This window comes from Mesorhizobium sp. M0909 (genome assembly GCF_040319515.1).
Taxonomy (GTDB): Bacteria; Pseudomonadota; Alphaproteobacteria; order Rhizobiales; family Rhizobiaceae; genus Mesorhizobium.
Window position 1 is genome coordinate 65,499 of sequence record NZ_JAMYOA010000011.1, and the last position, 26,813, is coordinate 92,311.

The following is a 26,813-nucleotide window of genomic DNA, read 5'->3' on the forward strand; positions in this document are numbered from 1 at the left end:
GGTCCTCGGGAATGGCGCAGAGTTTCAGCTTGGTCGTGAACGGATCCTTCGGCGCCGCCCCCGATCAGCACCAAAGCCTTCGGCAATGCGCACCAGGTCGCTGAGCGCTGAACGGATTTGTGGCCAAGGAAACTCGGAGCATTCTTCCCATGCCTCGCCCTCGCGCAATACGGCATCAAGCTTGCCTGCCACGCCAGCGAGAGTCGTGGCAGGCGTAGTTGAGAACGCTTGCAGTAGATCTTGTATTTTGTCACCAGCCTCGCGCTCGGCCCTGAAGGCGGCGGTGTAGCCAGTTTCCTCCGCAACCGCATCCCAGCGTGCCTGATGCGCCGCGAAATCAGTTTCGGCCTTATCGCGGAGAGCCGCCATATCCGGCGCTTTGCCGAGCACTTCATTGAGCATCTCGATCGAATAGACCGTCACCTGCTCCCCCTCGGTCAGGCTGACGGTCACACAAGGAAAGCCAACGCTCTCGACAAGCCTTGTCTCCAAGCGCTGCTGCCTGCGGCAAAGCCGCTCGGTCTGTTTGTGGACTCTCTCCCATTCCCGCCAAAGGGCCAGTGTAGGATCAGAACGCACATTCGTGCTTCCGGCGCTTGCGGGCGCGTTGCCTTCGAGGATCCACACGATGGTGGCCACGCCTGTTCCCGCAAGCACTCGCCTGCGGGTGACGTAAGGCAGAGTCGTGGTATTGTCGGAATCAGCCATGATCCGAGCTCCAATCAGCTTGGGTTGTGGTCAGGCTGGGCAGGTGCAGCAACACCTGCTCAGCCGTCCTAGTATTCTAATTGCCTAGCACCTCCCATTTAGCCTGATTTCTCAGGCGAAAGTCAACCAAAAAGACTGACTTCGGCCAATGAGCTTAATTTCCGTGGAACAATGCAGGGGAGCCAGGGCAATGCTCGATTGGAGCCAGAGCGAACTTGCAGTGGCGGCAGGCGTCTCCAGAGCGACCGTTGTTGATTTCGAGCGTGGGGCACGCATTCCACATCGGCACAATCTTGGTGCAATACGCTGCGCCCTCGAGGCCGCTGGCGTCGAGTTCATCCCAGAAAATGGTGGCGGGCCTGGCGTGCGGCTCGCCCGCCGATCTGACAGCAAATAATCATTACAAGAATCGGGCACATTCGACTCAAAACGGCGTTCGCATCTCGAAGACGGCGGTCGCGTAGACCCGATCTTCCCGAATATTTTGGCGACAGAAACGCCTCTCTGTCAGCTCGACTGGTGTGCCGGAGCGCCCCTCGCGAACCTGAAGACTGAGTTCGTGAGCAGCCAAGCAATTGCAGAGAGCAGAAATCAGCCTACGGCCCGGCTTGCCAACGGGTGGGTGATTGGCACGCTTCCGGCCACTGCCCGCTCGACCGCCAAGGAGCGGCCAAGCCAAATGCTGGCCGTCATATCGTAGACCGGCAGGCGCACTCTTCTTACAATCTCATTGAAAACAGGATCGACGAGACTCGTTACGGTCGATCTTGCCAATGCGGAACGGCTCGCTGCCAACGGGTTCGGCAGCCCTGGCGACATTGGCAGCACCACTGCGGCGGATTCTCGACCTTTACTCGGCCGCTCCGCGCTCCGCGCGGTTGTTCAAGGCGATGAGGTTGTTTGCCCGGGCCACGCAATCGGGCTGCTCGTTGCGGATAGCGGGGTCCGATTTCCATGATGAGGACGGTCCCGGCAAGAAGGCCAGCTCACTGAAAATGTCATCCCATTCGATATCGCCCCAGCCGAGCGGCATGTGCAGGTCGCCTATCCTAGCGCGGCATCCTCCTGCGCGAGGTAGGTCCCGTGGAAGCCCTGCGGGCGCCCGAAGGAGTCATGGACATGCAGGTGCCCTGCTACCGGCGCCATCGCCCGCAGTTGCTCGCGGAAATTCAGGCCACGATTGGATTCAATCTAAGCATGGCTGAAATCGACGAGCGCCATCAGGTTGGGATGGCCGACCGCCTTCACAGTCTGCGCCGCCTCCGCCGGGCGCTGCCGGCACTGACCCGGTTCCATGGCGAAGAGGTTCTCGAAGGGGATGCGCACACCGGTAGGGTTTGCAGAACTCGGCAAGCTCGAACAACGCTTCGCGTTCGCGTCCCTCTGCAGCGGCACGATCGAGAAGCTGGTCGGCGCGAAAATGCCCGCTATGCTGGACAAGCACGCGCGCATCGATCCGTTTGCAGAGTTAGACCAAGGCCTTGGCTGGATCGATTTGGTCACGGCAGACCGCCGGGTCCATGAGGCTCGATGAGACGACCGCCGTGAACCGTTTAGCGGAAATCGGACTGCCTCGTCAGGGCGACAAGCCTCTCGGCTCTCTCCGGGATGGCGCGGCCACCCGCTATGAGATCGAGGGTCGTCAGGCCCAGTTCGACCGCTTCGACACCCATACCGGCAAAGCTGCGAAAGTCCGCCGCAAGGATCTCCAACCCGCCATTGGCAGAAATTGAGTTTAAAGCCTGGGGCGATAATGTTGCTCATATGTGCATCCCCCGATGCCGGGCGGCCAGGAATCCCGGGCCGTCCGGATCACTGCTAGGTGAGATGGCAATTGCCGAACCGATGCCACTCTCGAAACGAGTTTTCGTTCGCCCCTCAGGTGCGACTGAGCGGTCTACCGCTGTGATCAGTGGGCCTCCACTAACTCGGATCGGACCGCAACGACCTCGCGTCTCACAAAGCAGGCTGCCTGCCCGGAACTGCGCCCTCTGAAGAGTACCTCTAGTTCCGGACCGACTTGATACAGAGAATCCCTTTCTCAGGCTAAGCTATTACGGTTTCAAGCAAACCACCTTGTCATCCTGGCGAAATCATCGGCCGCCTGAGCTGGTGAGCTGGCAAGATGCGCCGCATAAGGCAAATTAATTCGAACGCCGTAGGCCCTGCCCTGCAGAATTTTTCATTGGTGCGACGTGCTCGCAAAGCCCACGAAAAGATCGGTGAAGTTCGCAACACGTTGAATTCTCGGCGACACGTAGACGTTACAGGCCGCCTGTATGCACCCCGCAATGGCTTAGATCTGTCTCGGTTCGGTCCACTCGGCGCCCCGAGAGGCGAAGTTTTCCGGATCGAGGCGCATGGGCCACTGTGCGCCAGACAGAGCGATCCGATCCGTGTCATACCGTCAGAGGCAAGACACTAGCAATTGGGGGAGCAGATGAAGAAAGAGAACGACGTTGAGAAGCTGGTGCGCACGCTGCGTGCTCGAGCACCTGATGACGCGGCGGAATTGCTGGCCCGAGAGTCTCCCGAGTTTATCCGGGACACACTAAAGTTGTTGCCGGACGGGCATGCCCGTAAGGTGGCGGAGCATTTGCCACCGCATATGCGGCCTATCAAGCCTCATGGCGATGGCAAGGGCCTCGCGATCCCCGAGTCGCTCGTCGAGCTGATGGACCCGATTCCCGCCAGCGTTCCTGTCGGGACGACGGTAGCCGCCGCAGTGGAGGCCGTCAGACGCGCTCAGGTGCCGACCGAGCTCACTTATCTCTACGTCACGGACGAGGGCGATAAACTGGTTGGCCTCGTGGTCCTGCGCGATCTGATGCTGAGCGAAGCGGACACCACGGTAGATCAGATCATGCTGCCAAAACCGTTCGCCCTCCCCGTCGATCTGTCCTTGAGCGGCGCCTGCAAGGCTGCGGTTCGCCGCCACTACCCTGTCTATCCGGTGGTGGACGCGGAGGACCGGCTGCTGGGGCAGGTCCGCGGCTGGCGCTTGTTCGAGCAGCAAATCATCGAGATTTCTGCCCAGTCGGGCCAGATGGTGGGTGTCCAGAAGGAGGAGCGTTCTTTCACGCCGCTGTTTTCAGCCTTCCTGAAGCGTCATCCGTGGCTGCAGCTCAACCTGCTGACGGCCTTCATGGCCGCTTTCGTGGTCAGCTCGTTCACAGGCACGATCGAGAAGATTGTCGCCCTGGCGGCATTCCTCCCGGTCTTGGCCGGGCAGAGCGGAAACACCGGCTGCCAGGCATTGGCTATGACGCTGCGCGGCCTTGCCCTGGGCGATGTGGATAAGCGACCGAAACTGCACCTGGTGATGAGGGAGGGCGCGCTCGGGATTGCCAACGGCGTGCTTGTCGGTCTTGTGGCGGCTGCGGCCATGTGGTTCTACGCCTCGCGCCAACCGGAGTCGGCAGCCCAGGCGCCCATGCTGGCACTTGTCATCCTGCTCGCCATGTCCGGATCGTGCCTCATGTCCGGTATCTCCGGCGTACTGATCCCATTGGGCCTGCGGCGGGTCGGCGCCGATCCGGCCGTAGCTTCAGCGATCTTTCTTACCACCGTGACCGATATCGTAGGCATGGGCCTGATGCTGGGGCTGGCCACCATGCTCGTGCTGTAATTAGCGGCGCTCCCGCCGATGCGCGTCCTGTGTAGGACGCGGTCGGCGGGATTATCACCGTGGGATTTTTGAGGCTTTGAACCGCCGTGACTGAGCAGGTTGCGATACAGACGGATTTTGCGCGTAATTTAAGCGCACGGATGGGCTTTCTGGCCCAGGAACTCACCGCGGGTGTGACGACCGCGGGCGTAGCGCTGCCGATGTGCGTCTCCTCCGGCGTCCTTGCGCTATCGCCGCTCGGCGCAGATCGGGTGGCGGAAGGCGCGCTTGCCGGCGTCATCGCTGCCATTGTCGGCGGCGTTGTCGCGTCCGCATTTCAACGGTCGTTCTTCGTGACGACCATGCCCAGTAACTCGCTGATCCAGGCCAGCCTGCTGGGTTCCCTGCTCGTCGCTCTCGACGGCAACACGACCCAAGCGCTGCTTGCCTTCGTCGGTTGCGTGATGCTGACCGGCCTGTGGATGATCCTCATCGGCGCAACCGGTCTCGCCCGGATCGTCAAGCTTGCCCCCCATCCGGTTGTCGCCGGGTTCGTCTCGGGCGTCGGGATCCTGGTCATCAAGAGCCAGACGCCGATGCTTCTCGCGGTCTCCTCCTGGAGCGGCATCGTGGCGGCGGATTTCAGCCTGGCGACGATCACAAGGCTTCCCTTCGGTCTTGCGCTGATCGCGGCCATGGCGATGATCACCCGGCATGCGCCCAAAGTTCCGGCGCTGCTTGCCGGCCTGATCATCGGCTATGTGATCTACCATGCTGCCCGTCTGTGGGCGCCCGACATTGAGCTCGGCCCCGTTATCGGCTCGATCGATATCGAGGGCTGGGCACCGGTAAGCCTGATCGAGGCTGCCTCAACGCTCCGGCTGGGGCTGAAACATATCTGGTGGACCCTGATTGCCGGCTCGTTGACCCTTGCGATCGTGGGAACGCTCGACACCGTCTTTACCCTGCGCACTGCCCGCGATCTGGCCGACGTTCAGGTCGGCCAGGACCGCGCCCTCGTCGGGCTGGGAATCGCCAATCTTGCCTCTCCCCTTATGGGCGGGCTGTTCGTATCCACGTCGGCCGCGCTGACCGTTGCCAACTACCGTGCCGGCGGGCGCATGCGCACGTCGACGTTTGCGAGCCGGGCGGTGCTGCTGGCTGCCATCCTTGCGTTCCCGAATCTGATCTTCTCAATGCCGCTGGTTGTGCTGTCCGCCATTCTGGTCTTCGTCGGCATCAATACCATCGACCGTTGGGCGCTGCGGACCGCGCGGCAAGCACTTGTCGGCAACAGCGCGGCGGGCCGAACCCAGGCACGGCGTAATATGGCCGTGGTCGCCGCTGTGGCGCTCGCCACGGTCCTTGGCCAACCCGTTGTCGGCGCCGTGGTCGGCGTGGCGCTGGCCTGCATCGTCTTCATGATCGAAATGAACCGGCCTGTGGTGCGGCGCAAGGAGATCGTCGGCAAGACGCGCTCCAGGCGCATCCGCTCCACTGCTCAGACCGAATTGCTGGCGATTCACGAGCGGGAGCTGGCAGTCCTCGAGCTGCAGGGCGTGCTGTTTTTTGGCAATGCCGATGAGCTCGCGGAGGAAATTGACCGGCTGCCCAGCGTGGTGCGGGTGATCATTCTCGATTTCCGCGCCGTCAGCGACGTCGACGCCTCCGGCGCGTTGACCTTGCAGCAGATCTCCGCTCGCTGTGCCCGGCGCGGTCAGCGATTGTTCTTCAGTGATCTCAGGGACGCCGAGGCCCTGGAGGAGTTTACGTCACAAAGCGATAAGCCCAACATCTACCCCGATCTCGAGGCGGCGCTGGAGCGCTTCGAAGAGGAAATCGTCGAGCGCACGGACAGTGCTGCCCGCTCGGTGATAGAGGTGCCGCTTGGGTGCACCGATTTCGGCATGACCATGGCGCCGGAAGATCTGAAAGTGCTGATGAGTTATCTCGACCATGTCGAGTTCCCCCGAGGCGCCGTGCTGTGCCGCGCTGGCGATCAGGCCGACCGACTGTGGATGCTGACGCGCGGCTGTATCAGCGTCTGGGTGGATGCGCCTGGCGGACGGCGCCGGCTGGCGAGCATCGGGGCTGGATGCACAGTAGGGGAAATGGGGTTCCTGACCGAGCGACCGCGCTCGACCGACGTGATGGCGGACGAGGACGTTGTTGCCTATGAGCTGACCTCGTCGGCCGCCAACAAGATATCAAAGGCCAAGCCGCATATCGCGCAAGCCGTGTTGAGAAGCATTGCCCGCCAGCTCTCCGATCGCCTCCGCAATGCGACGGAAGACCTTCGGATGAACCATATGTGACATCGATGGGTCAGGCAGCGACCAGACACGTGCAGAATCACGCGAACTATATTGATCTTGGAGCAAGCTATATTCGCTATCGTGCGATGAGTTTTGTTAGTTTCTATCGCGACCGAATATTTCGACCAATACAGCAACGCCGAGAAGATGTTTTTGCAACCAGCGCAGCCGAAATACGAATAACTCCGACGGTTTGTTGCGCGGCTGCAACAGCTGTTGAAAACTCGGACGATTTCGCCAAAGTTCAGTCGCCTTTTTTCTTGTGGTCGTGCTAAGTCCTTCGCACTGGTCGGGTTTGGGGTGGTTCTCGGCATGCAATCTTCGTTTCGAACAATCGTCGGCTGCGCCGCGGCGCTGCTTTGTAGCGGCGCATTGCCGGCCGGCGCGCAGGGTCTTTTTTCGGCCTATGACGATGCTTTTTCAGCCCGCATCGCCAGTCCGGCCGACAACGGAACGCTCGCCCAGTTCGTCACAGTTGCCGTCAACGCGGGACAATACGATCAGGCGATCTCCTCGATCGAGCAGTATCTGATCAAATATCCCCGCGATGCGCGCGCCCGGCTTGCGGCCAGCCGGTTGTACTATCATGTCGGCTCCTACGAATTGGCCCGGCGGCAGGTGCAGTACGGCATCGAGGTCGGGGGCCTGTCCGCGGCTGAGCAGCAGGAAGCTGTTCGCCTGCTTGCCCGCATCGAGCGCGCGTTGCGTGGCGTCACCTGGGAACTCGCCCTGACCGGCGGCGTGTTCAGCGCATTCACCGATTTTGAGCCCGGTGGGGCGCAGGACGACGACAGCTTCGTCTCGCCCTATGGGCGGGCGGAAGGTTTTGTGCGATGGGACCTCGGCACGCCAAGTGCCGACGCTCTCGTTCTTTCAGGGTCGTTGACTGCGACACAGCGCTTTTTCACGGAAGAGTTGTCGGTTCCGGGTAGCAAGGAGACTTTCGTCCACGGCAACGCCGCTATCAGCTGGGACAAGGGGCTGCCCAATAGTGGGATCGATTCGCTGCGCCTGTTACTTTCGGCGTTTACCGTTACAGATCGTTTCGACAGCGACATCCAAGAAACCGGCATCGGCCTCAGTGGTCGCTTTCTTGTGCGCCCGACCGTCGAGACGACGCTTTTTGCAGGCGGCGGCTACATCGATCTAAGCGCCTCGCAAGGCATTTTCGCCGATAGCAGGGTTTTCTATGAGGCAGGCGGCAGCTACCGCTTCCGCAATGGCCAGGCGCTCGGACTGCGCTTTGTCGGCTCGAATGACTTCGCCTCCGGATCTGGCGAAATCGGCCACAGCTACACGGGCGAGATCCGCTATGGCGGCCTATTGATGACCGTACCGGATCTTTTCGCATGGTCGCACCAGGTCGCGTTCTCGGCCGGCCACAGCAACACTCCCGATCTGTCTGTTGGCATCGGCACAAATATCAAGAGCGACTTCTGGCGCATTGCCTCGGAAAGCGATTTTCAGCTGACGGAGTCGCAGAAGATCAGCGTCGATCTCGCCTATCGCGAAACCAACTTCGACATCGCCAACCGCGACCGGAAATCGTTCGAAATGCTCATGAGCTACACGTTGACGCTCAAGTGAAAGAGGCCGCGATGAGGACCCCGTACCGTCAGATCGCCATTTTTGTCGCCTGCCTTGCCTTCGCGGCACCATCCGCCGCTGAAACGATCGGGTCGATGACGGCCTACCAGACCAACATCGTCCGCAACAACGGCGGGACAATGAACGTCGGTGCCGGCGTGGAACTCGGCGATCAGTTGCGCAGCGATCCCACCGGTCTTGGAATGCTGGTGTTCCGGGACGAATCGAGCGCCAAGATTGGTCCGAACACCAGCCTGACGATCGATGAATTCGTCTACAATCCGGGCTCCGGATCTGGAAAAATCGACATCGGGATGAACAGCGGCCTGGCCCGTTTTTATGGCGGCCAGGTTTCGAAAGGCGGCGTCATGCAGGTTGCGACGCCGCATATGGTGCTCGGGGCCAGAGGCGGCATCATCGAAGTGCTGGTGGCAGCCGGCCAGACCGTCGGCATACTGCGCGCCGGCCGCATGACCTGCACGATCAATGGCAAACGGCTGGTCATCACAAACCCGGGCTACGCCTGCACATCGGACGATGGCAAGCTGCTGACCGGCTACGGCGGCATCGACACATTCCCGATATTGGACAGCATCGACCGGATAGCCGGCACCGGCCTGCCAGGCGCACCGGGTCCTGGACTGGATGTAAGCGCGATTTGTGCGTCGGCACTCGGCGGCTCGCTCAAAGTCTGCGACTCCACCGACGGCGCATTGCCAGGAGTGGTCATGGAGTTCCCCGACACCCCAACGCCACCCGTGGGCGGCGGCGTGAATAAGGGCGAGTGTGAGGGTGAGGGTTGCTGCTACTACTGCGAATAGGCCTGGCCGCACGACATGAGCCCCTTGGTCGGTTGGCGCTGGGCTGATTGGCGGCAAGCTGCCAGGCGCAAAATATCCGGCCTTGTGGTCGTGCTCTTGCTGCTCGCTTGCCATTTGGCTTTCGACGGGCCGCTGTCGCGCCTCCGCGAACGCACGTACGACTTCTACCAGTTTCTCGCTCCGCGCCAGGCGACGAGCAATCCTGTCGTGATCGTCTCGATAGACGACGCCAGCCTCAAGGCACATGGGCGATGGCCCTGGAACCGTGGCCTCTTGGCCGATCTGGTCGATGGCATCACCAAGTCCGGCCCCGCGGTCATCGGGCTTGCGCTGGTACTGCCCGAGGCCGACACCTCGCCTGAGGGCATCGCCGGAGACAAGCGCCTGGCAGCGGCGCTGGCGAAAAATCGAACGGCGCTTGCCGTCAGCCTGGGCAATGAGGCGACGGTTTCAGAAGCAGAGCCCAAGGCCGGCTGGTCGATCGTCGGGCAAGTACCCGACACACTTCCCGGCTTCACCGGCCTGACCGGCTCGCTTGCCGAATTCTCGAACGCCGCCGCGGGCCTCGGCGTCATTCGCACCTTGCCCGATCCCGACGGCGTACTGCGCCATGTGCCGCTGCTGTGGCTTCGCAATACCGCTCAGGGCGTGCAGCTGTGGCCGTCCTTCGCACTCGAGCTCCTGCGCCTTTATGCCGGGCAGGACGGCTACATAGCCCGCCTGAATGCCGCCGGGTTCGATGCACTCAGGATGGCCGGCGCCATCGTGCCGCTCGACCCGGAGGGGAGCATCCGCCTCTGGGAAACCAGCACCGATACGCCACGCATATCTGCCAGCACTATCCTTTCTGGCGACAGTGATCAGCGGCTGCGGGATGCCATTGTCATTGTCGATCTGTCGGCCGTGGGACTGACGCAGTACCTGCCCACCCCGACACGTCCAGCGCGACCAGGCGCGGACATCCACGCCGATGCAATCGGCCAGTTGCTTGCCGGGCGCTACCTGGCAGAGCCAACGCACGCGCGCACGGTGGAGCGGCTCTGGTTTGTCCTCACTGCCCTCATGTTCATCGGGCTTTCCGGAGTGCTCGCCGAGCGTGTCGTGCTTGGTGCCCTGGCTCTCGCGCTGCTGGCCGTCACGCCCTTCGTGTTCGGCGCTCTCGAATACAACATGCAGGGTGCACTCTATGACCCCCTGCAGCCGGCGCTTGCGACGATCCTGGTAGCCGGCTTCGAAGGCTATGTCCTCTACAGGCGCAGCGAGCAGCGCCGGTCCACCCTGGCACGGCAGTTCTCCCAGTATCTGTCGCCTTCCGTGGTGCAGCGCCTCGCAAGTTCGGATACCGAAGCGATCCTGTCCGGCGAGAAGCGCGAGATCACAATCCTGCTGAGCGACATACGCGGCTTCACGACGATGAGCGAACAACTCGATACCCAGGAAATCGCAAAGGTGGTCAACCACTTCCTCGGCATTGCGACCGATGAGATCCTTAAGCGCGACGGCACCATCGACAAATTCATGGGCGACGCGGTGCTCGCCTTCTGGAACGCGCCGCTTGATCAGCCGGACCATCGCGAGCGCGCGCTCGCAGCGGGGCTAGCCCTGATAGAACGGGTAAAGCGTGAAGACGCCGCCTTCACCGCGGATGGCCACCCCTCCATCGCAATCGGCGTCGCCATCGAGACCGGCATTTGCTCGGTAGGCAATTTCGGCTCCGAACGGCGCTTCGATTACACCGCGATCGGCTCGCCGGTGAACCGCACGGCACGGCTCGAGTCGACGACCAAGAAGCTGGGCATCCCCCTGGTGCTTGGTCCCGGCTTTGCGAAGGGAGCATCGATGCCAGTCGTTCAGGCGGGCGCCTTTGAGCTCCAGGGTTTCAAGGGCGAGGTGCCGGTTTTCACCGTTCCGGAGATGCAGGCTGCTCACCAAAGTATGAGCCGCGAAGTAGAGAGCCAACGTGGTGAGCAATCTGGCGCCCCTGCCGTGGTGGTTGGTTCGCCGCCATCCGTGCAAATGGCACCGCCTGATCTTGCACCCCGAACCCGAAGCACACGCTGACCGGATCCAGCGGATCGCAGGGGTGCCGACCTGCTTTGTGAACTAATACTGCTGGGGAGGCCTAGGTGTCATCAAACGGCCCTTTAATTGCGGGTGGCTGTCAATTCGGATCAGCGCGACAGCCGATGAGACGCGTATAGACGGCGAAGGGATCCGTCGAGGTAACCCCGGCAATGATTGTCGAGGCCGCCGAATTTTCGAGCGAGAAGATAGGCCGCGTTATCCAGTTCACCACGAATAACAGCACGGCTTCGTTGAGTTCGCCGGCGCCATCATGTGGAGGCAGCGCGTGGTTCAGATTGTTTATCCTCGCCGCCGGATCATGCGCTCGGGATGTTCCCAAGAACATCCAGCCGTAGCACCCCGAGCTGCCCTAACGAGAGAGTTCGCTGGGCCGGGATTATGGCCGTTATGAACCTGACGCAATCGATGCAGCTGGCGCTGGCCTCGTTGGGCGCGTGGGCGGTCTATCGACATCAATCGGTCCGCGGATGTTGGGATGCGCATGCGTCGGCGCACGTAGCGTCGATACGCCTTGGGCATGCGGGCGTTGACAGTGACATGGCCGGAGCGACGTGTTTCAGACGCCGAGCGATTCCAAGGACTGAGCACCAGAACCGAACCTCCCGACGGATTTTCGCGAGCTGCATTCCTCCCTCCCATCCTTATCAAAACCGCCGCTCGCGAATTCGCTGGCGAGTATATCTCCGGTATGATATACATATATCACTCATGAGGATATACAAAATGCCGCTCTTCATTCGCGATCCCGACGTCGACGCCATGGCCGTCGAGCTGCAGCACATTACCAACGCGCGCAGCAAGACCGAGGCCGTCAGAACCGCCTTGCGCCACGAGATCGAGCGCAACCGCGGCAGCGTCCCGCTGCGCGAGAGACTTGCCAAAGTCAAGGAAATGGCGCGGCGGATCGGGCCGGCCAACCCTGATTTCGATATGAAGAAATTCACCGACCAAATGTGGAGCGACGACTGATGTTCGTCGATGCCTCGGTGATCGTTGCCATCCTGAATGAGGAACGTGGCGCGGAAGAACTGGAAAAGCGGCTCGCGGCCGCGACCAAGCCGCTGTATGTCTCCCCGCTCGTCCGGTTCGAGGCAGTCCAGGGTCTCGCGCGAGCGTCGGCCGAAGCCATCAAAAAGAACGCCAAGCCCACGGCCAACATGCTGGCGCAAGCCCGTGATACCGTCGACGCCTTTTTGATCGAGATCGCCGGCAAGGAAATCATGATATCCGGCGACATCGGCGACCGGGCGATCGAAGCCAGCATGAAATACGGCAAAGCAGTCGGGCACAAAGCCGATCTCAATTTCGGCGATTGTTTTGCCTACGCTTGCGCGAAGGCTCACCGGCTTGCCCTGCTTTACAAGGGCAATGACTTTTCACAAACTGATCTGGCGTAAGGGCCTACGCAGCGGACTTGATCAAGGATTTGCCCGAGGGTGACATGCTGCTCGCCGACAACGGCTATGATGCCAAGGCTTTGCGCAATGCCGTCACCGAGCAAAAGGCATGGGCCAACATCCCGCCCAAGGCCAACCGCAAGGACCCGATGTGCTTCAGCCCCCTCCTCTACAGGGCCCGCAACCTCCTCGAACGCTTCTTCAACAAGGCCAAGCAGTTCCGTCGCATCGCAACCCGATACGACAAGCTGTCTGAGAACTATCTTGCCGCCCTGAAACTCGTGTCAACTCGCATCTGGCTACACGGTGATGAGTCTACGTCCTAGCGTCTTGCGTGCCCTGCCCGGTTGTCATTCGCCGCGCATGGTCGCCTGGAACGTCGGCAGGTGCTTCTTCTGCGCCTCGAGCATTCTCTCGCGATAGACGCCATAGATGACGTCGGTGTCGTGCAGTGTGACGCCGGCAATTGTCGGCGAGGCAAAAACCGGCAGTTCGATGCCGCGTTTCGAAAGCGCCTCGGCGGTGCGGGCGATCAGCTCATGCGCCAGGATCATGGCAAGCACGGTCGACGAACCGGAGACCGGCCGGCTCCAGCCCTCGACCGGCACGATGGCATCCTCGATCGGCGAGCAGGTGTCGATGACAAGGTCGGCGGCATCGGCAAGCCGTTTGCCGGAAGAGTGCGTCGCCGGCTTGTCGAGATTGTTCTTGCTAGTTATCGCAACGACGAAGATGCCGCGTTTTTTCGCATAAAGCGCGGTGTCGATGCCGGACGAATTGCGGCCGCTGTGGCCAAAGATGATGATCGAATCGCCTTTGTTCAGCGGCTGGTGGTCGAGGAATTTCTCGGCGTATTTCTCGGTCCGCTCCAGCCACAGAAGTTCGCGCACGCCGCCGGCGCCGAGCACGTTATGCCACATGACACGCGGGTCGGTGAGCGGATTGAAGCCGACATAGCTGCCGTAGCGCGGAAACACTTCCTGGACCGGCAACACCGAGTGGCCCGAGCCGTAAAGATGAACCAACCCGCCGCTCTCGAGCGTGTCGGCAAAGCGGCTGGCCGCCTCGCCAAAGGCTTCGGCATTGGCTTTCGAGGCCTGTTGGATGAGGGCGGCAAGACGAGGTATGTAAAGATCGGACACGTCAGTACTCCTGTTATGGGTCGGCTTGAGTATGGCTCAGCTTCTTGCGGTTGGCGCGGCGCGACCGGCACGCAGCGTCGAGCGGATTTCGTAGCGGTCGCCCCGCATCACGGAGACGGTGAATTCGAATGGGCCACGCTCGTCGGTGGTGATGCGCTCGACCACGAAAGCGGGACTCCCCGCAGCCAGATCGAGCAACTCGGCATCCGCCGCCCCGACAGCGCCAACACGGTAGTTTTCGCGAGCCGCGACCGGCACGATGCCGTAATGGCGCTCCAGCGCTTCGTAGAGCGAGCCCTGCAGCAGGCCGGCATCGAGAAAGCCGGGCACGCGCGCGGCCGAGAGCTGCGCCGTCTGGATGCCGATCGGCTCGTTGTTGCCGAGCCTGAGCCGCCGGATGCGCACCACCGGATCACCCTCCTCGATCTCCAACGCTCCAGCCGCCGCGGCATTGGCGGTGGTCAGGCTGCAGTCGAGCAAGCGGGATCCGGCCACCACGCCCATATTGCCCATTTCCTGGGTGAAGCTGGTGAGTTCGCGGGTGCCAGCGACCAGCGTGGTGGAGCGCACGAAGGTGCCACGGCCATGTTCGCGCCTGAGCAGCCCGTGCTCCTCCAGATTGCGCAGCGCGTGGCGCAGCGTGATGCGGCTCACCCCGAACAGGGCGCACAGTCTGTCTTCGGCCGGAATCTGGTCGCCAGTCGCCCACTCGCCACTCTTGACGATGGCGCGGATGGCCTCTTCCACCTGATACCAGAGCGGCTCGGGCCTTTTGCGGTCCGGTTGCTGAAAGCTCAGCTCGCTCATCTTATCTGCCTCCACTGTGCTCCGGCGAGACCGGCCAGCGAGGCGCCGACGAGACCGGCGCGGGAACCGAATTCGCCGGACCGCAGAACGACGCCGCGCAGATGCGGCGGCAGCTGACGCCGCAATGCCGCAAGCAGCGGCGGCCCTACCACGTCCAGCGCATCGGCAAGGCCGCCGGAAATCAGGACTGCCTGGGGATCGAGCAGCGCGACCGCACCCGCCAAGGCAGTGCCCAGCCGGCGCGCCGGCAGCTCCAAAGCATCAAATGCGGCCGTCTTGCCGGCCCGGGCGGCCTCGACCAGCCTGCCGCCATTGGCCAGCCCGATCTGGCGCGCCGCGGCATCGAATGCCCGACCGGAAGCGAAGCGCTCCAGCCAGCCACTGCGGTCCTCGCCTTCATCCTCGATCTCGGCGCAGGCCCAGCCGAATGAGCAGGCGCCGCCACGTGCGCCGGCGACGATGCGATTATTGGCCAGAACGGCGGAGCCGATGCCGGTGCCGATCGCCAGCAGGATGGCATCGGACAAGCCTTTTGCTGCACCTTCGACCGCCTCGGCAAGCATGGCGATCTGCGCGTCATTGCCAATGGCAACAGGCAGACGAGGAAACAAGGTCGCGACATCAATACCGTCGAGATAGGGCAGGTTCGGAACCCAGTGGCAGACCGAGCCTTCGACAAGCCCCGGCACCGCCAGGCCAAGGGCGTCGACCGGACCGGCCTCGGCGCGCAACGCACCGACGCGGGCGACGAAGGCATCAAGACTTGCTGGTGCGGGCTCGCGGCTGAGCATCTCCAGCCAGCGAACATCCCCGGAATGGATAGCGGCGCGCAAGTTGGTGCCGCCAAGATCGATGGCGAGAACGCGTGTCATCGAGAGCGGCTCCGACTGGCAGCCGGCGCGAACAGCCCGCTGCCGGCATGCCAGGATTGCGACGCTGCCACAAAACCCTGCGCGTAGCGCGTGCCGCGCAGACAGCCGCGCAGCCGATAAAGTGCGCTGTAATAATCGACATACGGGAAACTGCTCAGGCCACGTGCAAGTTCGTATTCCTGCACCGCCTCGCTCCAGGCGTCGAAGCCGTCACTGACATCGACGAGATGCTCGGCACGAAAGCCCTCGTCGTCCTCCCAGTTCTCGCCGAACAGCAGCAGTTGCGGTGTGTGCGCGGCATGGTCGCGTTTCAGGATCGGCAATGCCGCAAAGAAGATGCCGGTCTGCGTCAGCCGGGCCGCGGCGCGATGGTCCTTGTGCCAGCTGCCATGCCAGTGGGTGATAACGATTTCGGGCTTCAACTCGCGCACAACGTCGCACACCTTGAGCGCCGTCTCGTCGTCGCAAGGCAAGAAGGCGTCGTGCAGCCCGAGACTGCGCATGGCAACGCCGAGCCTGGCTGCGGCCTTTGCGGCCTCCTCCTGCTTCTGGACGCAATAGTGCTCGGGGATGAGGCTTGGATGGCCCTGTTCGCCCATGGTGAGATGCAGGAAGGTGACTTCGGCGCCACCTTGCACTGCCGCCGCCGCCAGCGGACCGGCAATCACCTCGGCATCGAACGCGTGCGCTCCGACGACCAGGATCGAGCGTGCGGCATAGACCTTGTCCTCGATCATTTCACGCCTCCCCCGGTGCCGACGCCTTCGCGAATCTGGCGGGCGAGCAGACAGTACATGATCAGGATGGGCGCCATGGAGATCGCAAGCGAGGCGAACACCAGGCCCCAATCCGTGCGGAACTGGCCGACAAAGACGCTGATGGCCAGCGGCACGGTCTTGTAGCGGTCATCGAAGATGAAGATCAGTGGGAAGAAGAAGTCGTTCCAGACGGCGATAGCTGTGAAGATGGCGACGATCGATATTGCGGGCTTCACCATCGGCAGCACGATCTGGAACAGGATGCGCGCCTCGCCGGCCCCGTCCATGCGCGCCGCCTCGTCGAGTTCGGACGGCAGCACTCGCATGAAATTTGCGAAGATGAAGACGGCGAAGGGAATGCGGATAGCGGAATAGACGAGGATCAGGCCGGTCAGCGAATCGAGCAGGCCAAGGTTGCGCATCAGCGTGAACAGCTCCACCGAGGCAAGCCGGATCGGCAGCATGATGCCGGACAGGAACAGGCCGAGCATGATGCCGTTCCAGCCCAGCCGATAGCGGCTCAGCGGAAAGGCGGCCATTGCCGACACGAAGATGGTCAGGATCACCGCACCGCCGGTGACGATCAGGCTGTTGATGAAATTCTGGCCGAGATCGGCGCGCGTCCAGGCCGCAACGAAATTGTCGAAGGCAAAGCTTTGCGGCAGGCCGAGCCTGTTGTCGTAGATCTCCGCCGTGGTCTTGAAACAGGAGACGACGAGAATATAGAGCGGCAACAGCACCGCTGCGGTCCACAGGACCAGCGCCGTCCAGCCCGGCAGCCGTGCGAGCTGTTGAGGGATGACGAGGGCGTTCACAATTGCACCGTGCGACGGTCGAAGAAGGGTAGCATCAGAAGCGTGCCGATGCTGAGGATGAGAAACAGCAGCGTTCCCAGCGCAAGCGCCAGGCCTATATCCGTGATGCCGACCGCGCCTTCGGCGCCGAAGGCGAGCCGGTAGAAATAGGTTACCAGCGTGTCGGTCGAATAGCTTGGATTGCCCTGCACGCCTTGCATGACATAGACGATGTCGAACTGGTTGAAGGTGTTGATGAACGACAGCGTCGTCAGCGTGCCGATGGCCGGCATCAGCAAAGGCACGGCAACCGAGACCAGCATGCGGCCGCTGCCGGCGCCGTCCAGCCTGGCAGCCTCGAATATCTGGCCGGAAATCTGCCTGAGGCCGGCCGTGTAGATCAGCACCGGCAGGCCCATCCAGTTCCAGGCGTCGACGGCGATTAGCATCGCCAATGCGGTGTGGCTGTTGCCGAGCACGGTCAGGCTGCCTTGATGCAGGCCAAGGCCGTTGAGCATCCATTCGATGGCACCGCCGGGCGCCAGCAGCAGGCGCCACAGGGCGCCAACGATAACCGGGCTCAGTACCGCCGGGAAAAAGAAGACCGACTGGAAGAAGGCCGCACCCTTGTCGCGCAGGAACAGCAGCCAGGCGAACAGCAGGCCAAGGCCGTTCTGAAACAGCATGATGCCGAAGAACCAGGCGACGTTGTGCCAGAGCGCTCCGTAGAGCCGTCCGCCGCTCGGGAAAACGAACAGGCGGGTAAAATTCGACATGCCGGCGTACTCCAGCATGCGCAGGCCCCTCCAGACGAAGAAGCTGCCCCACAGTGACATCAGCAGCGGATAAAGGACAAACAGCGAATAGACGGCCAATGCCGGCAGGATGAAAAGCAGGGCCATGCGCTGCTGGGTGCGCTGAAGGCTGCTTTTGCGGCGACGGGCGATCATGTGCTGTTTCGCGCAGGGTGTGACGGCCTACTGCTTCGGCTTGAACCAGCTGCTGACGGCTGCCTGCATGTCGGCCGCCAGCTTCTGCGGCGTGATGTTGCCTTCGACCATGTCGATGATCTCGGACTGCAGGATCGAGGAGGCCGTCGGCGTCTGCCAGCGGAAGCCGACAAGCGTCAGATAGGGTGTAGAATTCTTCGACATTTCCATCATCTTGGCGAGCACCGGGTCTTTGACGGTGACGTCGGTGCGGGCCGGCGGCCAGCCCAACTCGTCGGCGAAGAGCTGCGCGAACTCGGCCGAGGCCATGAAGTTGAGCACCTTGATCGCTGCCTCCTTGTTGGCGCTTTCAGAGACCAGGCCATAGGAGCCGTCTGAAAAGGCCGAGGTGTAGAGCTTGGTTGCCGGGTCATCGGCGGGGAACGGGAAGATCGAGAATTTCAGCTTCGGGTTCTGCGCCTTGAAGCTGCCGTTCTCGAACGAGCCGCCGAAGAACATGGCCGCCTTGCCGCCGATGAATTGCTGTGTCGATGTGGTGTAATCGACGCCGGCAAAGCCGTCGGAGAAATACGGCTTCAACTCGGCATAGCGTTTCAGGGCAGCCACGTAGCGCGGATCCTCGAAGGTCGCCTTGCCGCTCATCATTTCGTCGTAGAAGCCCGGGCCATAGATGGTCGGGCCGACGACACCAACGCCGATCTCCAGCGCCCAGGCGGAGCCGTTGGCGCCGCCGGCGGCTATTGGCGTTATCCCCGCCCCTTTCAGCTTCTCGCAGGCGGCGACGAAATCCTTGTAGGTCTTGGGGATCTCGATGCCCTGGGCGGCGAAGATGTCTTGATTATAGAAGACGCCCATCATCGGCACCGAATAGGGCACGCCGTAGATCTTGCCGTCGGCGCGGCCACGAGCGCCGCCGAGGGCGGCATCAGCGATGTTCTTCAGCTCCGGCACGCTGTCGTCGAGCGCATCGAGATAACCACCCTCGATGAAAGGTTGCAGTTCCCCGTATGCCTTGAGCTGGGCGATATCAGGCCCCCGGCCGCCTCGCAGCGCCGTGCTCAGCCGGTTCTGGTAGTCGGCGTCGGGGGTGAACTGGACGTTGACCTTGATGCCTGGGGTCTTGGCCTCGAAGGCATCGAAGATGCGGCGCATCGCAGCCTGGTCCTCGGTGCGCCAACTCCACAGGGTCATGGTGTCCTCAGCCTTTGCCGGCAGTGCGGTGAGGACCCCGGTGCAGACTGCGGCAAAGCCGCCGATCAGGCCGAGTGCGGCGCGTCGATGAATTGAAAACATACTCAGTCTCCCATTCTTGTCGATTGTCGTTCCCACAGCGGTTCAAAAGCCGAGAGGCGGTCATAAGCTTTTCTCTTCTCATTATAACGACATGACTTGAACCGCAAGTGCCTTACAGTGTGTTCGGGCATGGTCGGCAGCGGAGAATCATCTCGAACCGTGTCACCTAATTCTTTGCTTTCACAATATAATATAGCACGGTTTGTGGACCGCAGTAAGAAAACGCCGTAACACCGGCAGGAGCTCATCACGAAGATAGCGCTTGCATCGTTGCTTCATGTTGTCATAACGTCATGGACATAGCTGTGTGGCTATGCGGAGGGTCGGATGTCTTTGGCTTGGATTTCGAAACTGGCGCTGGCTGCAGGGTTGTTGGCCTCGCCCGCCCTTGGTTGGGCCCAATCGGTCAACATCTCCTATCTGACCCACTGGTCGCCCGAAACGGTCGCTTTGCTGGACACGGCGGCCAAGGACTACGCCAAGAGCAATCCGGATGTGACCGTCACCATCCGCGCCGTCCCCTTCGGCGACCTCCTGACGACACTGCGTTCCCAGGGCGGCAGTTCCGATGGGCCGACGATCGGCGGCATCTACGATTTGTGGCTGCCCGAACTGGCGCGAGACAAGCTGGTCGCGCCGGCCCCCGATACGGTTGCCGGCGAGGTCAAGAGTGCGTGGCCGGCCGGTGTCGTCAGTGCGGCCTCTGTCGGCGGCACGCTCTACGGCATTCCAAACGAGATCGACGTCTATGCGTTGAACTACAACAAGGAGCTGTTTAAGCAGGCCGGCATTACGGCCGCACCGAAGACCTGGTCCGAATTGAAGGATGCCGCCCAGAAGCTGACCCGGAAAGACGCCGGCCAGCAAGGTTTCGGCATGATCAACTCCTGGGCGGCTGGCGTCGTCCACCCGTTCGCCTCGCTGCTGGTCTCCAATGGCGGCGAGCTGGTCAAGGACGGCAAACCGATGCTCGACAGTCCTCAAGCCGGCGAGACTTTCCAGCTCTACGAGGATCTGATCAAGTCGGGCGCCAGCGATCCGGCGATGGCCACCGCCGACGCCAACACCACCGGCCCCTTCCTAGACAATTTCGTCTCCGGCAAGACCGGCATGATCATCATGGCCAACTGGTGGGAAAGCGCATTGAAGAGCGGCATGGGTGACAAGTTCTCCAATATCGCCACCGCACCCATCCCGGTCGGTCCGAGCGGCGACAAGCCGCACTCGATCTCTTATTCGTGGATGACCGTCGTCAACGCCAATGCCGGTCAGGCCGAACAAAAAGCGGCATGGGATTTCCTGGCATGGCTGAACAGTCCGAAGTCCGGCAAGAACGGCGCCTCGGCAATGTCGGATATTCTGATGTCGATGGGCATCCTGCCGACGCGGACCTCCGACATCGAAGCCCATAAGGACAAGCTCGGTTCCGAGTTCCTGTCCGGCTATGTCAGCGTGCTTGCCGACGCCAAGCCCTTCCCTGTCGTCCCGGGAGGGCAGGAGTTCAGCGAATCGCTCCAGCAGACGCTCGAGGCGTTGCAGTATGGGCAGCTCTCGGCCAAGGATGCGCAGGCGAACGCGCAGGCCGATGCCGTCTCGATCCTGGAGCGTGCCGCCAAATAGCGAAGGCGCTGTTTCGTGAGCCCGACGCTTTGGAAGCAGAGCGATGATCAAGACCTATCGTGCCTCGGCGGGCATCATGCTGGCGCCCGCCGTGACATTGATCGGCGTTTTCATCCTGCTGCCGATGCTGCTCACCATCTGGCTGTCATTCCAGGACTGGTCGACGCAAACATCTTTTTCTAGTGCGAGCTTCATCGGCTTCGACAATTTTCGCGAAATATTCGGACCGACCTCGGTCGGACGGGATTTCAAGCGAGCACTGCTCAACACCGCGATCTACACGGCATTATCAGTGTTGCTCATCCTGCCCCTTTCGGTAGCGTTCGGGCTGATGGTCCACCAGCGCGATGTCGCAGGGGGCACGGCGCTGCGGACCGTGTTGTTTTCCACCTACATGGTGCCGATGATCGCCGTGACGCTGGTCTGGTCGAAGCTCTATTCGCCGAGCGAAGGGCCGCTCAACCAGATGCTCGGCCTCGCCGGCATCGGCCCGCAACCCTGGCTGTCCTCGCCAAGATCGGCGTTGATCTCGATCGTCGTGCTCAATGTCTGGCAGCAGATCGGCTATTTTACGGTGCTGGCCGTTGCCGGGCTGACCCAGATCCCGGGCAGTCTTTACGAGGCGGCGACTCTGGACGGCGCCAACCGACGCGAACAGTTCCGCTTCATCACCTTGCCGCTGCTACGCCGCACGCTCCTGTTCAGCGCCGTCATCGCCATCATCAACGCCGTGCAGGTATTCGAGCCGGTCGCGCTGATCACCCAAGGCGGGCCGGTCGGCTCGACCAACGTGCTGACCTATCACATCCGCCGTGTCGGCATCGAGCGCGCGCAAGGCGGATTGGGCTCGGCCATGGCGGTGATGCTGATGTTGGCGCTGATCGTCGTTGTGTGCGCGCTGTTTGCATTTGCCAACCGGAAGGACGTCGAATGAGCCCGCGGGGCCGCTCAGGATCGAGCCGGTTGGCGCGCAAACGCCTAGCCGGCCGCAGAGCGCTGCTCGCTACGCTGATGCTGCTGGTTGCCGTGGCCTCTGCCTTCCCGCTCTTGTGGATGGTACTCTCCAGCCTGAAGACGCCGGCCGAAACCATGCAGGTGCCGCCGGTGTGGATACCGCGCACGCCGAGCCTGGAAGCCTATGAGAAAGTCTCCGGCGTCATCAATGTCGGCCGCTCGATGTGGAATTCGCTGGTGATCGCCTCGATCACCACCGCAGGCATTCTGGTGACCAGCATGATGGCTGGCTACGCCTTCGCCAAGCACCACTTTCCCGGTCGCTCGCTGCTGTTTTCGCTGCTGATCGCCACCATGTTCCTGCCGCCGATCGTTACGTTGATCCCGCTTTATCGTCTCGTCGGATCGATCGGCCTGAATGCCAGCCTTGCCGGCATCATCGTGCCCAACCTCGCCAACGCTTTCGGCATTTTTCTGATGCGCCAGTTCATTGCCGGCGTGCCGGATGATTTGATCGACGCGGCGCGGATGGACGGAGCGTCGGAACTCCTGATCCTGTTCAAGATCGTCGCGCCGAGCGTGGCACCCGCAATCGCGGCACTGGCGCTGTTTGCGTTCGTCTACCACTGGAACAGCTATCTGTGGCCGCTCACCGTGCTGCAGGGCAATGCAGAGGACTATCCGATCGTAATCAGCCTGAGCCGCCTGCTCAGCTACAACCGAGGTGCCCTCAACACCGGACTGGTCATGGCTGGCGCCACACTTGCTGTGCTGCCGCCATTGGTGCTCTTCGTCTTCCTGCAGCGCTTCTTCGTGGATTCGATCGTCGGCTCAGCGGTCAAGGGGTAGCGTCGGCGGCACGGCCGGCATTCGCCTGGCTGGGACGCGCTGGGGCGCAGAACGGAGCTAGGCAGATAGCCGCGTCCTGAAAGCTGTCAGTTCATCAGCGAACCTGGACGCGAATACTCCCACCGCCTCAGCTGCAGCCAGAGCCTCGCGCGTAGGGCGTCCATCCCGCACGCCAACATATTGCGCGGCGAACAATCTTAGACCTGAGCCAAACATCCTTGTTGCGGTGTGGCTTCAAATGCGTGCCGAACGTGTAGCCGCTTGCATGTAACCAAATTGCCGGCTCGGCGTTTCCTTCAACGCCGTGGCAACGGTCCCGCCACCAACGCAAGGTTACAGAACACGAATTAGCGAGGCGATAGCTTCTTCCACGAGTATAGACTGGCAATTTCATGAGTCGCAATTTTCTGGTGATCGAACCTGAGGAAGGCATTGCCGTGCTCAAGGGGCTTGCCTCCTCGGCGCGGATCTCGATGCTGAAACTGCTGCATGAAAAGGGGCCGATGAATGTCAACGAAATCGCCGCCATGCTGTCGCTGCCGCAATCGACGGTCTCGACAAACATCCAGGTGCTGGAGGATGCGGGCCTGATCCGCACCGAGAACCGGAAGGCGAAGAAAGGCAGTCAGAAAATCTGTTTTCCGACCGCCGAAGAAATGCTCGTCGTGTTCAAGGGCGAATATCGTGCGGTCAAGACCGACGCGATCGAAGTGTCGATGCCGATCGGGCTTTACACCGGCTTCGAGGTTACCGCGCCCTGCGGCCTTTGTTCGCCGGACGGCATCATCGGCCTGCTCGATGTGCCGAACACTTTCCTCGATCCGGACCGCATGAAAGCCGGGCTGCTGTGGTTCACGCGCGGTTATGTCGAATACCAGTTCCCCAACAATGCCAAGCTTGCCAATGCCGAGATCACCGGACTCGAAGTGGCGATAGAGCTGTCCTCGGAAGTGCCGGGCACCAGCGCCGATTGGCCCTCGGACATCACGCTGACGATCAATGGCGTCGATGTCGGCACCTGGACGTCGCCGGGCGACTTTGGCGACAAGCGCGGCGTCTTCACGCCCTCCTGGTGGAAGCTCAAGGGCTCGCAATACGGCAAGCTGAAGAACTGGCGAATTGCCAATGACGGCACCTATGTCGACGGGGTCAGGATTTCCGAAACCGGCCTCGCCGCACTCGATCTGAAGAGCCATCATTCAATCCGCATCCGTATCGGCGTCAAGGACGACGCCGAGCGCCCCGGCGGGATCAACATTTTTGGCAAGGGCTTTGGAAACTACGATCAGGACATCCTGCTCAGGATCAAAACCGGCTGATACCATCAACCCCGGTTTGAAAAATATGAACCAATTTCAGCTGCTTCCTTTTATTTAGCCAACTCGGCATCCAATTGTTAGACTTGCGGCTATCTTGTCACTGGCGCTCAGAAACCGATTGGCACGACTGGTCTCACCGAGGAGTTCGAAGAGAGAATTTAAATATTTATCTGACGCGACCAGCTTACCTTGATGCATTTTATACTCTCAACCTGCCTCGTCGCAGGCTTCGGCGACTGGCTATGTCATCAGCCTGGGACATCATAGCCATCAGCTATCACTTGACGGCCATCGATCAGAAACGGCGACTGGCAACACCCGAGCTTAATCTGTGCTTTTCTTGGGTTTTTGTCGGCGTCCGTCGGGCAATGCGACCTGGACGAGGTGGATAGCCCAGCGGCTACGATTGGATCACGTCTCCTAGGCAACTCTGGAAAGTATGTGCCGATCCAAGTCGCACTTGGCCAGACCATATCGCCAGCGGTGGTTCGTCGTCTCGCGTCTGCTCTGGTAGAACAAAGTCAATTGCCGGCCTTCGATCATTACGGTCGAATGGCCATTCTCTCCTGGCTCGCCAGGATCAAGGACGGGGCCGACCGAGACATAAGGACCCTCTACCCTATCGGCGATAGCAAAGAAAACGCGTTGACGGCTTCCACGGGGGCCGTCGGGGAGGAAGCAGGTAGCGTTGAGAAGCACGCGGCCATCCGGCAATTCAACCAGTTGCGCCCCTTCTATCCCCCACTCGTAATCGGGGTGCTCGCGCGCATTGTGATGCGGCACGTCGAGATGATCGAGTATCTTGCCGAGACGTTTCCATGGACCGAACCAAGAATCGGATTGGCTGCGCGCCAGATAGACATCAGGCTGAGGCACTCTGGTGAATTTGGGCATGCCTGAATAGACGATATAGCGCTTGCCTCCGATGATTGCGGGGTGGGGATCGTAGATGCCGTCCTCATCGGTGTCGGGCAGCGACAATATCGCCGCATTGAGCACCACCCAATGAAAGCCGTCATTGGACACCGCGTGCTCGCAACGTCCGCCGGACTTCATGAATTCGGTCTGGATAAACATGTGGAAGACGCCGCACTCATGAATGACGCCGGGCGCCGCAATGCCCGATCCGGTTACCGGCAAAACGATCGCCTCGTGCTCTGTCCAGGGTCCATAAAGATCCGGCGCTGTGGCGTGGAGGATTTTCCAGCTCTCTGTTGTGACGGTGCCGCTGGAGCCGAAGACGTGCCAGAGCGTGCCGTCGAACACCGGACAAGGGTCCTTCAGATCATCCACGGCCTGCGGGTGAAACAACGGGAACACGTTGGTTTCAAAGTCAATCTTCATTTCGCCAACCATCCCTCGATTCCTCGCGGGCCCAACCCAATGAACCACCTGCGCGACTCGAATGAGTCGATTCGCAGGCCTCATTTATAACTCCGCCCATGAACGGTTGTTGAACGATTGAACGATTTCAACCGTTCTGTGGCAATGCGCCACATTTTGGGTGAGGTCACGCACGGCGCGGAGCTTCAGCTTCTGGAGCGGCCATCATGTCAGCCGGATGTAGGTCGTCCGGCTTGACCTTCTCTGTTGAGCCATGGCCGGAATGGAGCGGACCGCTGGCCTCGCCCGAGACAGTTTGGAACTATGGAACAACTTACTGGGATGAAAGTTATATAGATGGCTGCGAATTTCGTTCGAAGCTGCCTCGATTAACGTATGCTAATCGAGGAAATTTCTAACTGCAACGAAGGATTTCTACATGGAAATGGCGGCGGGCACCTCCACAGCACCAAATACCGCCGTACAATCGTCAATTTTACTTTGCTTTTCCCACCTCCGATGGAATTTTGTATTCCAACGACCGCAACAGATTCTGACGCTCGCCTCGAAACAGCAGCAGCTAATTTATTTCGAAGAGCCGATCTTCGAGGAAAGGCGCCACGCTTCGATGCGGGTGAACGACGTTTCACCTACGATCAAAATTGTGACTCCGGTTATTCCAGTCGGCGCGTCCGCCACCAAGGCGGATGCGCTCCAGCGCAGATTCGTCGACCAGATCGTCGCCTCAACGCCGCATGAACGGCTGACCGCGTGGTATTACACGCCCATGGCGCTACGTTTCAGCGACCATCTCGCCTTTGACGTCTGCGTCTACGACTGCATGGATGAACTCTCCGCGTTCAAGAACGCACCGGCAGAGTTGAAACAGCTGGAGAAGGCGCTGTTCCAACGTGCCGATATCGTCTTCACGGGCGGGCAGAGCCTTTACGAGGCCAAGCGAAGCCTGCATCGTTCGATCTTTCCTTTTCCAAGCAGCATCGACGTTGCACATTTCCATCAGGCGAGAGAGCCGGGGGAGGACCCACTCGACCAGGCCAACATACCTCACCCGAGAGTGGGGTATTTCGGGGTCATTGACGAGCGGCTCGACGTCGAATTGGTAGCGCAGACGGCTGCGGCAATGCCGGACGTGCAATTCGTCATGCTCGGCCCTGTGGTCAAGATTGATCCGGCGAGGCTGCCCACGGCAAGCAACCTGCATTGGCTGGGCGGCAAGTCCTATGCCGACCTGCCACGCTACCTCCGGCATTGGAGTGCCGGCTGGATGCCTTTCAAGCTCAATGAGGCGACACGCTACATCAGTCCGACAAAGACTCCTGAATTCCTGGCGGCAGGACTGCCGGTGGTTTCCACAGCGATCGTCGACGTCGTGCGCACCTACGGCGCCGAAGGCCTGGTCGACATTGTCGACGCAGAGGATGTCGAAGCGAAGCTTCGATCCATCCTGGCGCGTCCCCGCAATTTCCTGGTGGAGAAAGCCGACGCTTACCTCGCCGACATGTCCTGGGAGAAGACCTGGAATGCGATGGCGGCCCACATCCAGCGCGCCCACGCGATGAAGAGCGTCGTCCCGTTGCCGAGGGGAGCGTGA

22 protein-coding genes and 2 pseudogenes are annotated in these 26,813 nt (G+C 61.2%); 14 read left to right on the forward strand and 10 right to left on the reverse strand.

All coding sequences use genetic code 11. The features are described 5' to 3' along the window. Nucleotides 1–24 precede the first annotated feature (24 nt). Nucleotides 25–708 (reverse strand): hypothetical protein, encoded by a 684-nt coding sequence (locus NKH83_RS18350; RefSeq protein WP_352806351.1) that lies wholly within the window; start codon nucleotides 706–708, stop codon nucleotides 25–27. Between the two features lie 190 nt (nucleotides 709–898). Here NKH83_RS18350 and NKH83_RS18355 point away from each other — a divergent pair, with 190 nt between their 5' ends. Continuing rightward, nucleotides 899–1,105: a helix-turn-helix transcriptional regulator gene (locus tag NKH83_RS18355; RefSeq protein ID WP_352806354.1), complete on the forward strand. Its 207-nt coding sequence runs from the start codon at nucleotides 899–901 to the stop codon at nucleotides 1,103–1,105. A gap of 453 nt (nucleotides 1,106–1,558) precedes the next feature. Here the strand turns inward: NKH83_RS18355 and NKH83_RS18360 are convergent. Further along, nucleotides 1,559–2,472, reverse strand: a pseudogene (locus NKH83_RS18360) (sugar phosphate isomerase/epimerase family protein). A gap of 676 nt (nucleotides 2,473–3,148) precedes the next feature. On the opposite strand from NKH83_RS18360, the gene NKH83_RS18365 reads away from it, so the two are divergent. The 8 genes and pseudogenes from NKH83_RS18365 to NKH83_RS18400 form a co-directional block, all read left to right on the forward strand. Next, nucleotides 3,149–4,336 carry a magnesium transporter gene (locus NKH83_RS18365; RefSeq protein ID WP_352507666.1) on the forward strand — a complete coding sequence of 396 codons (1,188 nt, stop codon included), beginning with the start codon at nucleotides 3,149–3,151 and terminating at the stop codon, nucleotides 4,334–4,336. A 140-nt stretch (nucleotides 4,337–4,476) separates the two neighbouring features. Continuing rightward, the gene (locus tag NKH83_RS18370) at nucleotides 4,477–6,630 is read left to right on the forward strand and encodes a SulP family inorganic anion transporter (RefSeq protein WP_352806358.1); all 2,154 of its coding nucleotides are present in this window, start codon (nucleotides 4,477–4,479) and stop codon (nucleotides 6,628–6,630) included. A 312-nt stretch (nucleotides 6,631–6,942) separates the two neighbouring features. Next, nucleotides 6,943–8,217: a tetratricopeptide repeat protein gene (locus tag NKH83_RS18375; RefSeq protein WP_352806361.1), complete on the forward strand. Its 1,275-nt coding sequence runs from the start codon at nucleotides 6,943–6,945 to the stop codon at nucleotides 8,215–8,217. Beyond that, a complete protein-coding gene (locus NKH83_RS18380; protein ID WP_352806364.1) occupies nucleotides 8,214–9,038 on the forward strand; it encodes a FecR family protein in 825 nt (274 codons plus the stop codon). Before NKH83_RS18375 ends, NKH83_RS18380 begins: the two co-directional genes overlap by 4 nt. 15 nt (nucleotides 9,039–9,053) lie before the next feature. Continuing rightward, entirely contained in the window at nucleotides 9,054–11,099 is a 2,046-nt protein-coding gene (locus NKH83_RS18385) for a CHASE2 domain-containing protein (RefSeq protein ID WP_352806367.1), read from the forward strand. Between the two features lie 747 nt (nucleotides 11,100–11,846). Then, nucleotides 11,847–12,092, forward strand: a complete 246-nt coding sequence (locus NKH83_RS18390; protein WP_023678723.1) for a type II toxin-antitoxin system VapB family antitoxin — start codon at nucleotides 11,847–11,849, stop codon at nucleotides 12,090–12,092. Next, a complete protein-coding gene (locus NKH83_RS18395; protein ID WP_352689880.1) occupies nucleotides 12,092–12,520 on the forward strand; it encodes a type II toxin-antitoxin system VapC family toxin in 429 nt (142 codons plus the stop codon). Before NKH83_RS18390 ends, NKH83_RS18395 begins: the two co-directional genes overlap by 1 nt. A gap of 8 nt (nucleotides 12,521–12,528) precedes the next feature. Next, nucleotides 12,529–12,846 (forward strand): annotated as a pseudogene (locus NKH83_RS18400) (transposase); the annotation flags it as partial. Between the two features lie 24 nt (nucleotides 12,847–12,870). Here the strand turns inward: NKH83_RS18400 and NKH83_RS18405 are convergent. From NKH83_RS18405 to NKH83_RS18435, 7 genes are read right to left on the reverse strand one after another with little or no spacing between them, the layout of a single operon-like run. Next, on the reverse strand, nucleotides 12,871–13,662 hold the full coding sequence (locus NKH83_RS18405; protein WP_352806372.1) for a sugar isomerase domain-containing protein: 792 nt from the start codon (nucleotides 13,660–13,662) through the stop codon (nucleotides 12,871–12,873). Nucleotides 13,663–13,698: 36 nt separating this feature from the next. Then, nucleotides 13,699–14,469 carry a GntR family transcriptional regulator gene (locus tag NKH83_RS18410; protein WP_352806375.1) on the reverse strand — a complete coding sequence of 257 codons (771 nt, stop codon included), beginning with the start codon at nucleotides 14,467–14,469 and terminating at the stop codon, nucleotides 13,699–13,701. Next, nucleotides 14,466–15,341, reverse strand: a complete 876-nt coding sequence (locus NKH83_RS18415) for an ROK family protein (protein ID WP_352806378.1) — start codon at nucleotides 15,339–15,341, stop codon at nucleotides 14,466–14,468. The genes NKH83_RS18410 and NKH83_RS18415 overlap by 4 nt, the downstream gene beginning before the upstream one ends. Further along, on the reverse strand, nucleotides 15,338–16,078 hold the full coding sequence (locus NKH83_RS18420; protein ID WP_352806381.1) for a PIG-L deacetylase family protein: 741 nt from the start codon (nucleotides 16,076–16,078) through the stop codon (nucleotides 15,338–15,340). Before NKH83_RS18420 ends, NKH83_RS18415 begins: the two co-directional genes overlap by 4 nt. Continuing rightward, the gene (locus NKH83_RS18425) at nucleotides 16,075–16,914 is read right to left on the reverse strand and encodes a carbohydrate ABC transporter permease (protein WP_352480121.1); all 840 of its coding nucleotides are present in this window, start codon (nucleotides 16,912–16,914) and stop codon (nucleotides 16,075–16,077) included. The genes NKH83_RS18420 and NKH83_RS18425 overlap by 4 nt, the downstream gene beginning before the upstream one ends. After that, nucleotides 16,911–17,843: a carbohydrate ABC transporter permease gene (locus NKH83_RS18430; RefSeq protein WP_352806385.1), complete on the reverse strand. Its 933-nt coding sequence runs from the start codon at nucleotides 17,841–17,843 to the stop codon at nucleotides 16,911–16,913. Before NKH83_RS18430 ends, NKH83_RS18425 begins: the two co-directional genes overlap by 4 nt. A 27-nt stretch (nucleotides 17,844–17,870) precedes the next feature. After that, nucleotides 17,871–19,136, reverse strand: a complete 1,266-nt coding sequence (locus NKH83_RS18435; protein ID WP_352806388.1) for an extracellular solute-binding protein — start codon at nucleotides 19,134–19,136, stop codon at nucleotides 17,871–17,873. Nucleotides 19,137–19,463: 327 nt separating this feature from the next. Between NKH83_RS18435 and NKH83_RS18440 the strand changes: the two genes are divergently transcribed. From NKH83_RS18440 to NKH83_RS18455, 4 genes are all read left to right on the forward strand, one after another. After that, the gene (locus tag NKH83_RS18440; RefSeq protein WP_352806390.1) at nucleotides 19,464–20,756 is read left to right on the forward strand and encodes an ABC transporter substrate-binding protein; all 1,293 of its coding nucleotides are present in this window, start codon (nucleotides 19,464–19,466) and stop codon (nucleotides 20,754–20,756) included. A 43-nt stretch (nucleotides 20,757–20,799) separates the two neighbouring features. Further along, nucleotides 20,800–21,690 (forward strand): carbohydrate ABC transporter permease, encoded by an 891-nt coding sequence (locus NKH83_RS18445; protein ID WP_352806392.1) that lies wholly within the window; start codon nucleotides 20,800–20,802, stop codon nucleotides 21,688–21,690. Beyond that, nucleotides 21,687–22,559 (forward strand): carbohydrate ABC transporter permease, encoded by an 873-nt coding sequence (locus NKH83_RS18450; protein WP_352806395.1) that lies wholly within the window; start codon nucleotides 21,687–21,689, stop codon nucleotides 22,557–22,559. The genes NKH83_RS18445 and NKH83_RS18450 overlap by 4 nt, the downstream gene beginning before the upstream one ends. A 392-nt stretch (nucleotides 22,560–22,951) precedes the next feature. After that, a complete protein-coding gene (locus NKH83_RS18455) occupies nucleotides 22,952–23,878 on the forward strand; it encodes an ArsR/SmtB family transcription factor (RefSeq protein ID WP_352806398.1) in 927 nt (308 codons plus the stop codon). Between the two features lie 420 nt (nucleotides 23,879–24,298). Here the strand turns inward: NKH83_RS18455 and NKH83_RS18460 are convergent, their stop codons facing one another. Next, on the reverse strand, nucleotides 24,299–25,222 hold the full coding sequence (locus NKH83_RS18460) for a glycoside hydrolase family protein (RefSeq protein ID WP_352806399.1): 924 nt from the start codon (nucleotides 25,220–25,222) through the stop codon (nucleotides 24,299–24,301). A gap of 418 nt (nucleotides 25,223–25,640) precedes the next feature. Between NKH83_RS18460 and NKH83_RS18465 the strand changes: the two genes are divergently transcribed. Further along, nucleotides 25,641–26,813: a glycosyltransferase family protein gene (locus NKH83_RS18465; RefSeq protein ID WP_352806401.1), complete on the forward strand. Its 1,173-nt coding sequence runs from the start codon at nucleotides 25,641–25,643 to the stop codon at nucleotides 26,811–26,813.

Excerpts from the sequence above, each read along its gene's own strand:
- NKH83_RS18350 (WP_352806351.1), bottom strand. The coding sequence starts at position 708 with ATGGCTGATTCCGACAATACCACGACTCTGCCTTACGTCACCCGCAGG.
- NKH83_RS18355 (WP_352806354.1), top strand. The coding sequence starts at position 899 with ATGCTCGATTGGAGCCAGAGCGAACTTGCAGTGGCGGCAGGCGTCTCC.
- NKH83_RS18365 (WP_352507666.1), top strand. The coding sequence starts at position 3,149 with ATGAAGAAAGAGAACGACGTTGAGAAGCTGGTGCGCACGCTGCGTGCT.
- NKH83_RS18370 (WP_352806358.1), top strand. The coding sequence starts at position 4,477 with ATGGGCTTTCTGGCCCAGGAACTCACCGCGGGTGTGACGACCGCGGGC.
- NKH83_RS18375 (WP_352806361.1), top strand. The coding sequence starts at position 6,943 with ATGCAATCTTCGTTTCGAACAATCGTCGGCTGCGCCGCGGCGCTGCTT.
- NKH83_RS18385 (WP_352806367.1), top strand. The coding sequence starts at position 9,054 with ATGAGCCCCTTGGTCGGTTGGCGCTGGGCTGATTGGCGGCAAGCTGCC.
- NKH83_RS18390 (WP_023678723.1), top strand. The coding sequence starts at position 11,847 with ATGCCGCTCTTCATTCGCGATCCCGACGTCGACGCCATGGCCGTCGAG.
- NKH83_RS18395 (WP_352689880.1), top strand. The coding sequence starts at position 12,092 with ATGTTCGTCGATGCCTCGGTGATCGTTGCCATCCTGAATGAGGAACGT.
- NKH83_RS18410 (WP_352806375.1), bottom strand. The coding sequence starts at position 14,469 with ATGAGCGAGCTGAGCTTTCAGCAACCGGACCGCAAAAGGCCCGAGCCG.
- NKH83_RS18415 (WP_352806378.1), bottom strand. The coding sequence starts at position 15,341 with ATGACACGCGTTCTCGCCATCGATCTTGGCGGCACCAACTTGCGCGCC.
- NKH83_RS18420 (WP_352806381.1), bottom strand. The coding sequence starts at position 16,078 with ATGATCGAGGACAAGGTCTATGCCGCACGCTCGATCCTGGTCGTCGGA.
- NKH83_RS18430 (WP_352806385.1), bottom strand. The coding sequence starts at position 17,843 with ATGATCGCCCGTCGCCGCAAAAGCAGCCTTCAGCGCACCCAGCAGCGC.
- NKH83_RS18435 (WP_352806388.1), bottom strand. The coding sequence starts at position 19,136 with ATGTTTTCAATTCATCGACGCGCCGCACTCGGCCTGATCGGCGGCTTT.
- NKH83_RS18440 (WP_352806390.1), top strand. The coding sequence starts at position 19,464 with ATGTCTTTGGCTTGGATTTCGAAACTGGCGCTGGCTGCAGGGTTGTTG.
- NKH83_RS18445 (WP_352806392.1), top strand. The coding sequence starts at position 20,800 with ATGATCAAGACCTATCGTGCCTCGGCGGGCATCATGCTGGCGCCCGCC.
- NKH83_RS18450 (WP_352806395.1), top strand. The coding sequence starts at position 21,687 with ATGAGCCCGCGGGGCCGCTCAGGATCGAGCCGGTTGGCGCGCAAACGC.
- NKH83_RS18455 (WP_352806398.1), top strand. The coding sequence starts at position 22,952 with ATGAGTCGCAATTTTCTGGTGATCGAACCTGAGGAAGGCATTGCCGTG.
- NKH83_RS18460 (WP_352806399.1), bottom strand. The coding sequence starts at position 25,222 with ATGAAGATTGACTTTGAAACCAACGTGTTCCCGTTGTTTCACCCGCAG.
- NKH83_RS18465 (WP_352806401.1), top strand. The coding sequence starts at position 25,641 with ATGGAAATGGCGGCGGGCACCTCCACAGCACCAAATACCGCCGTACAA.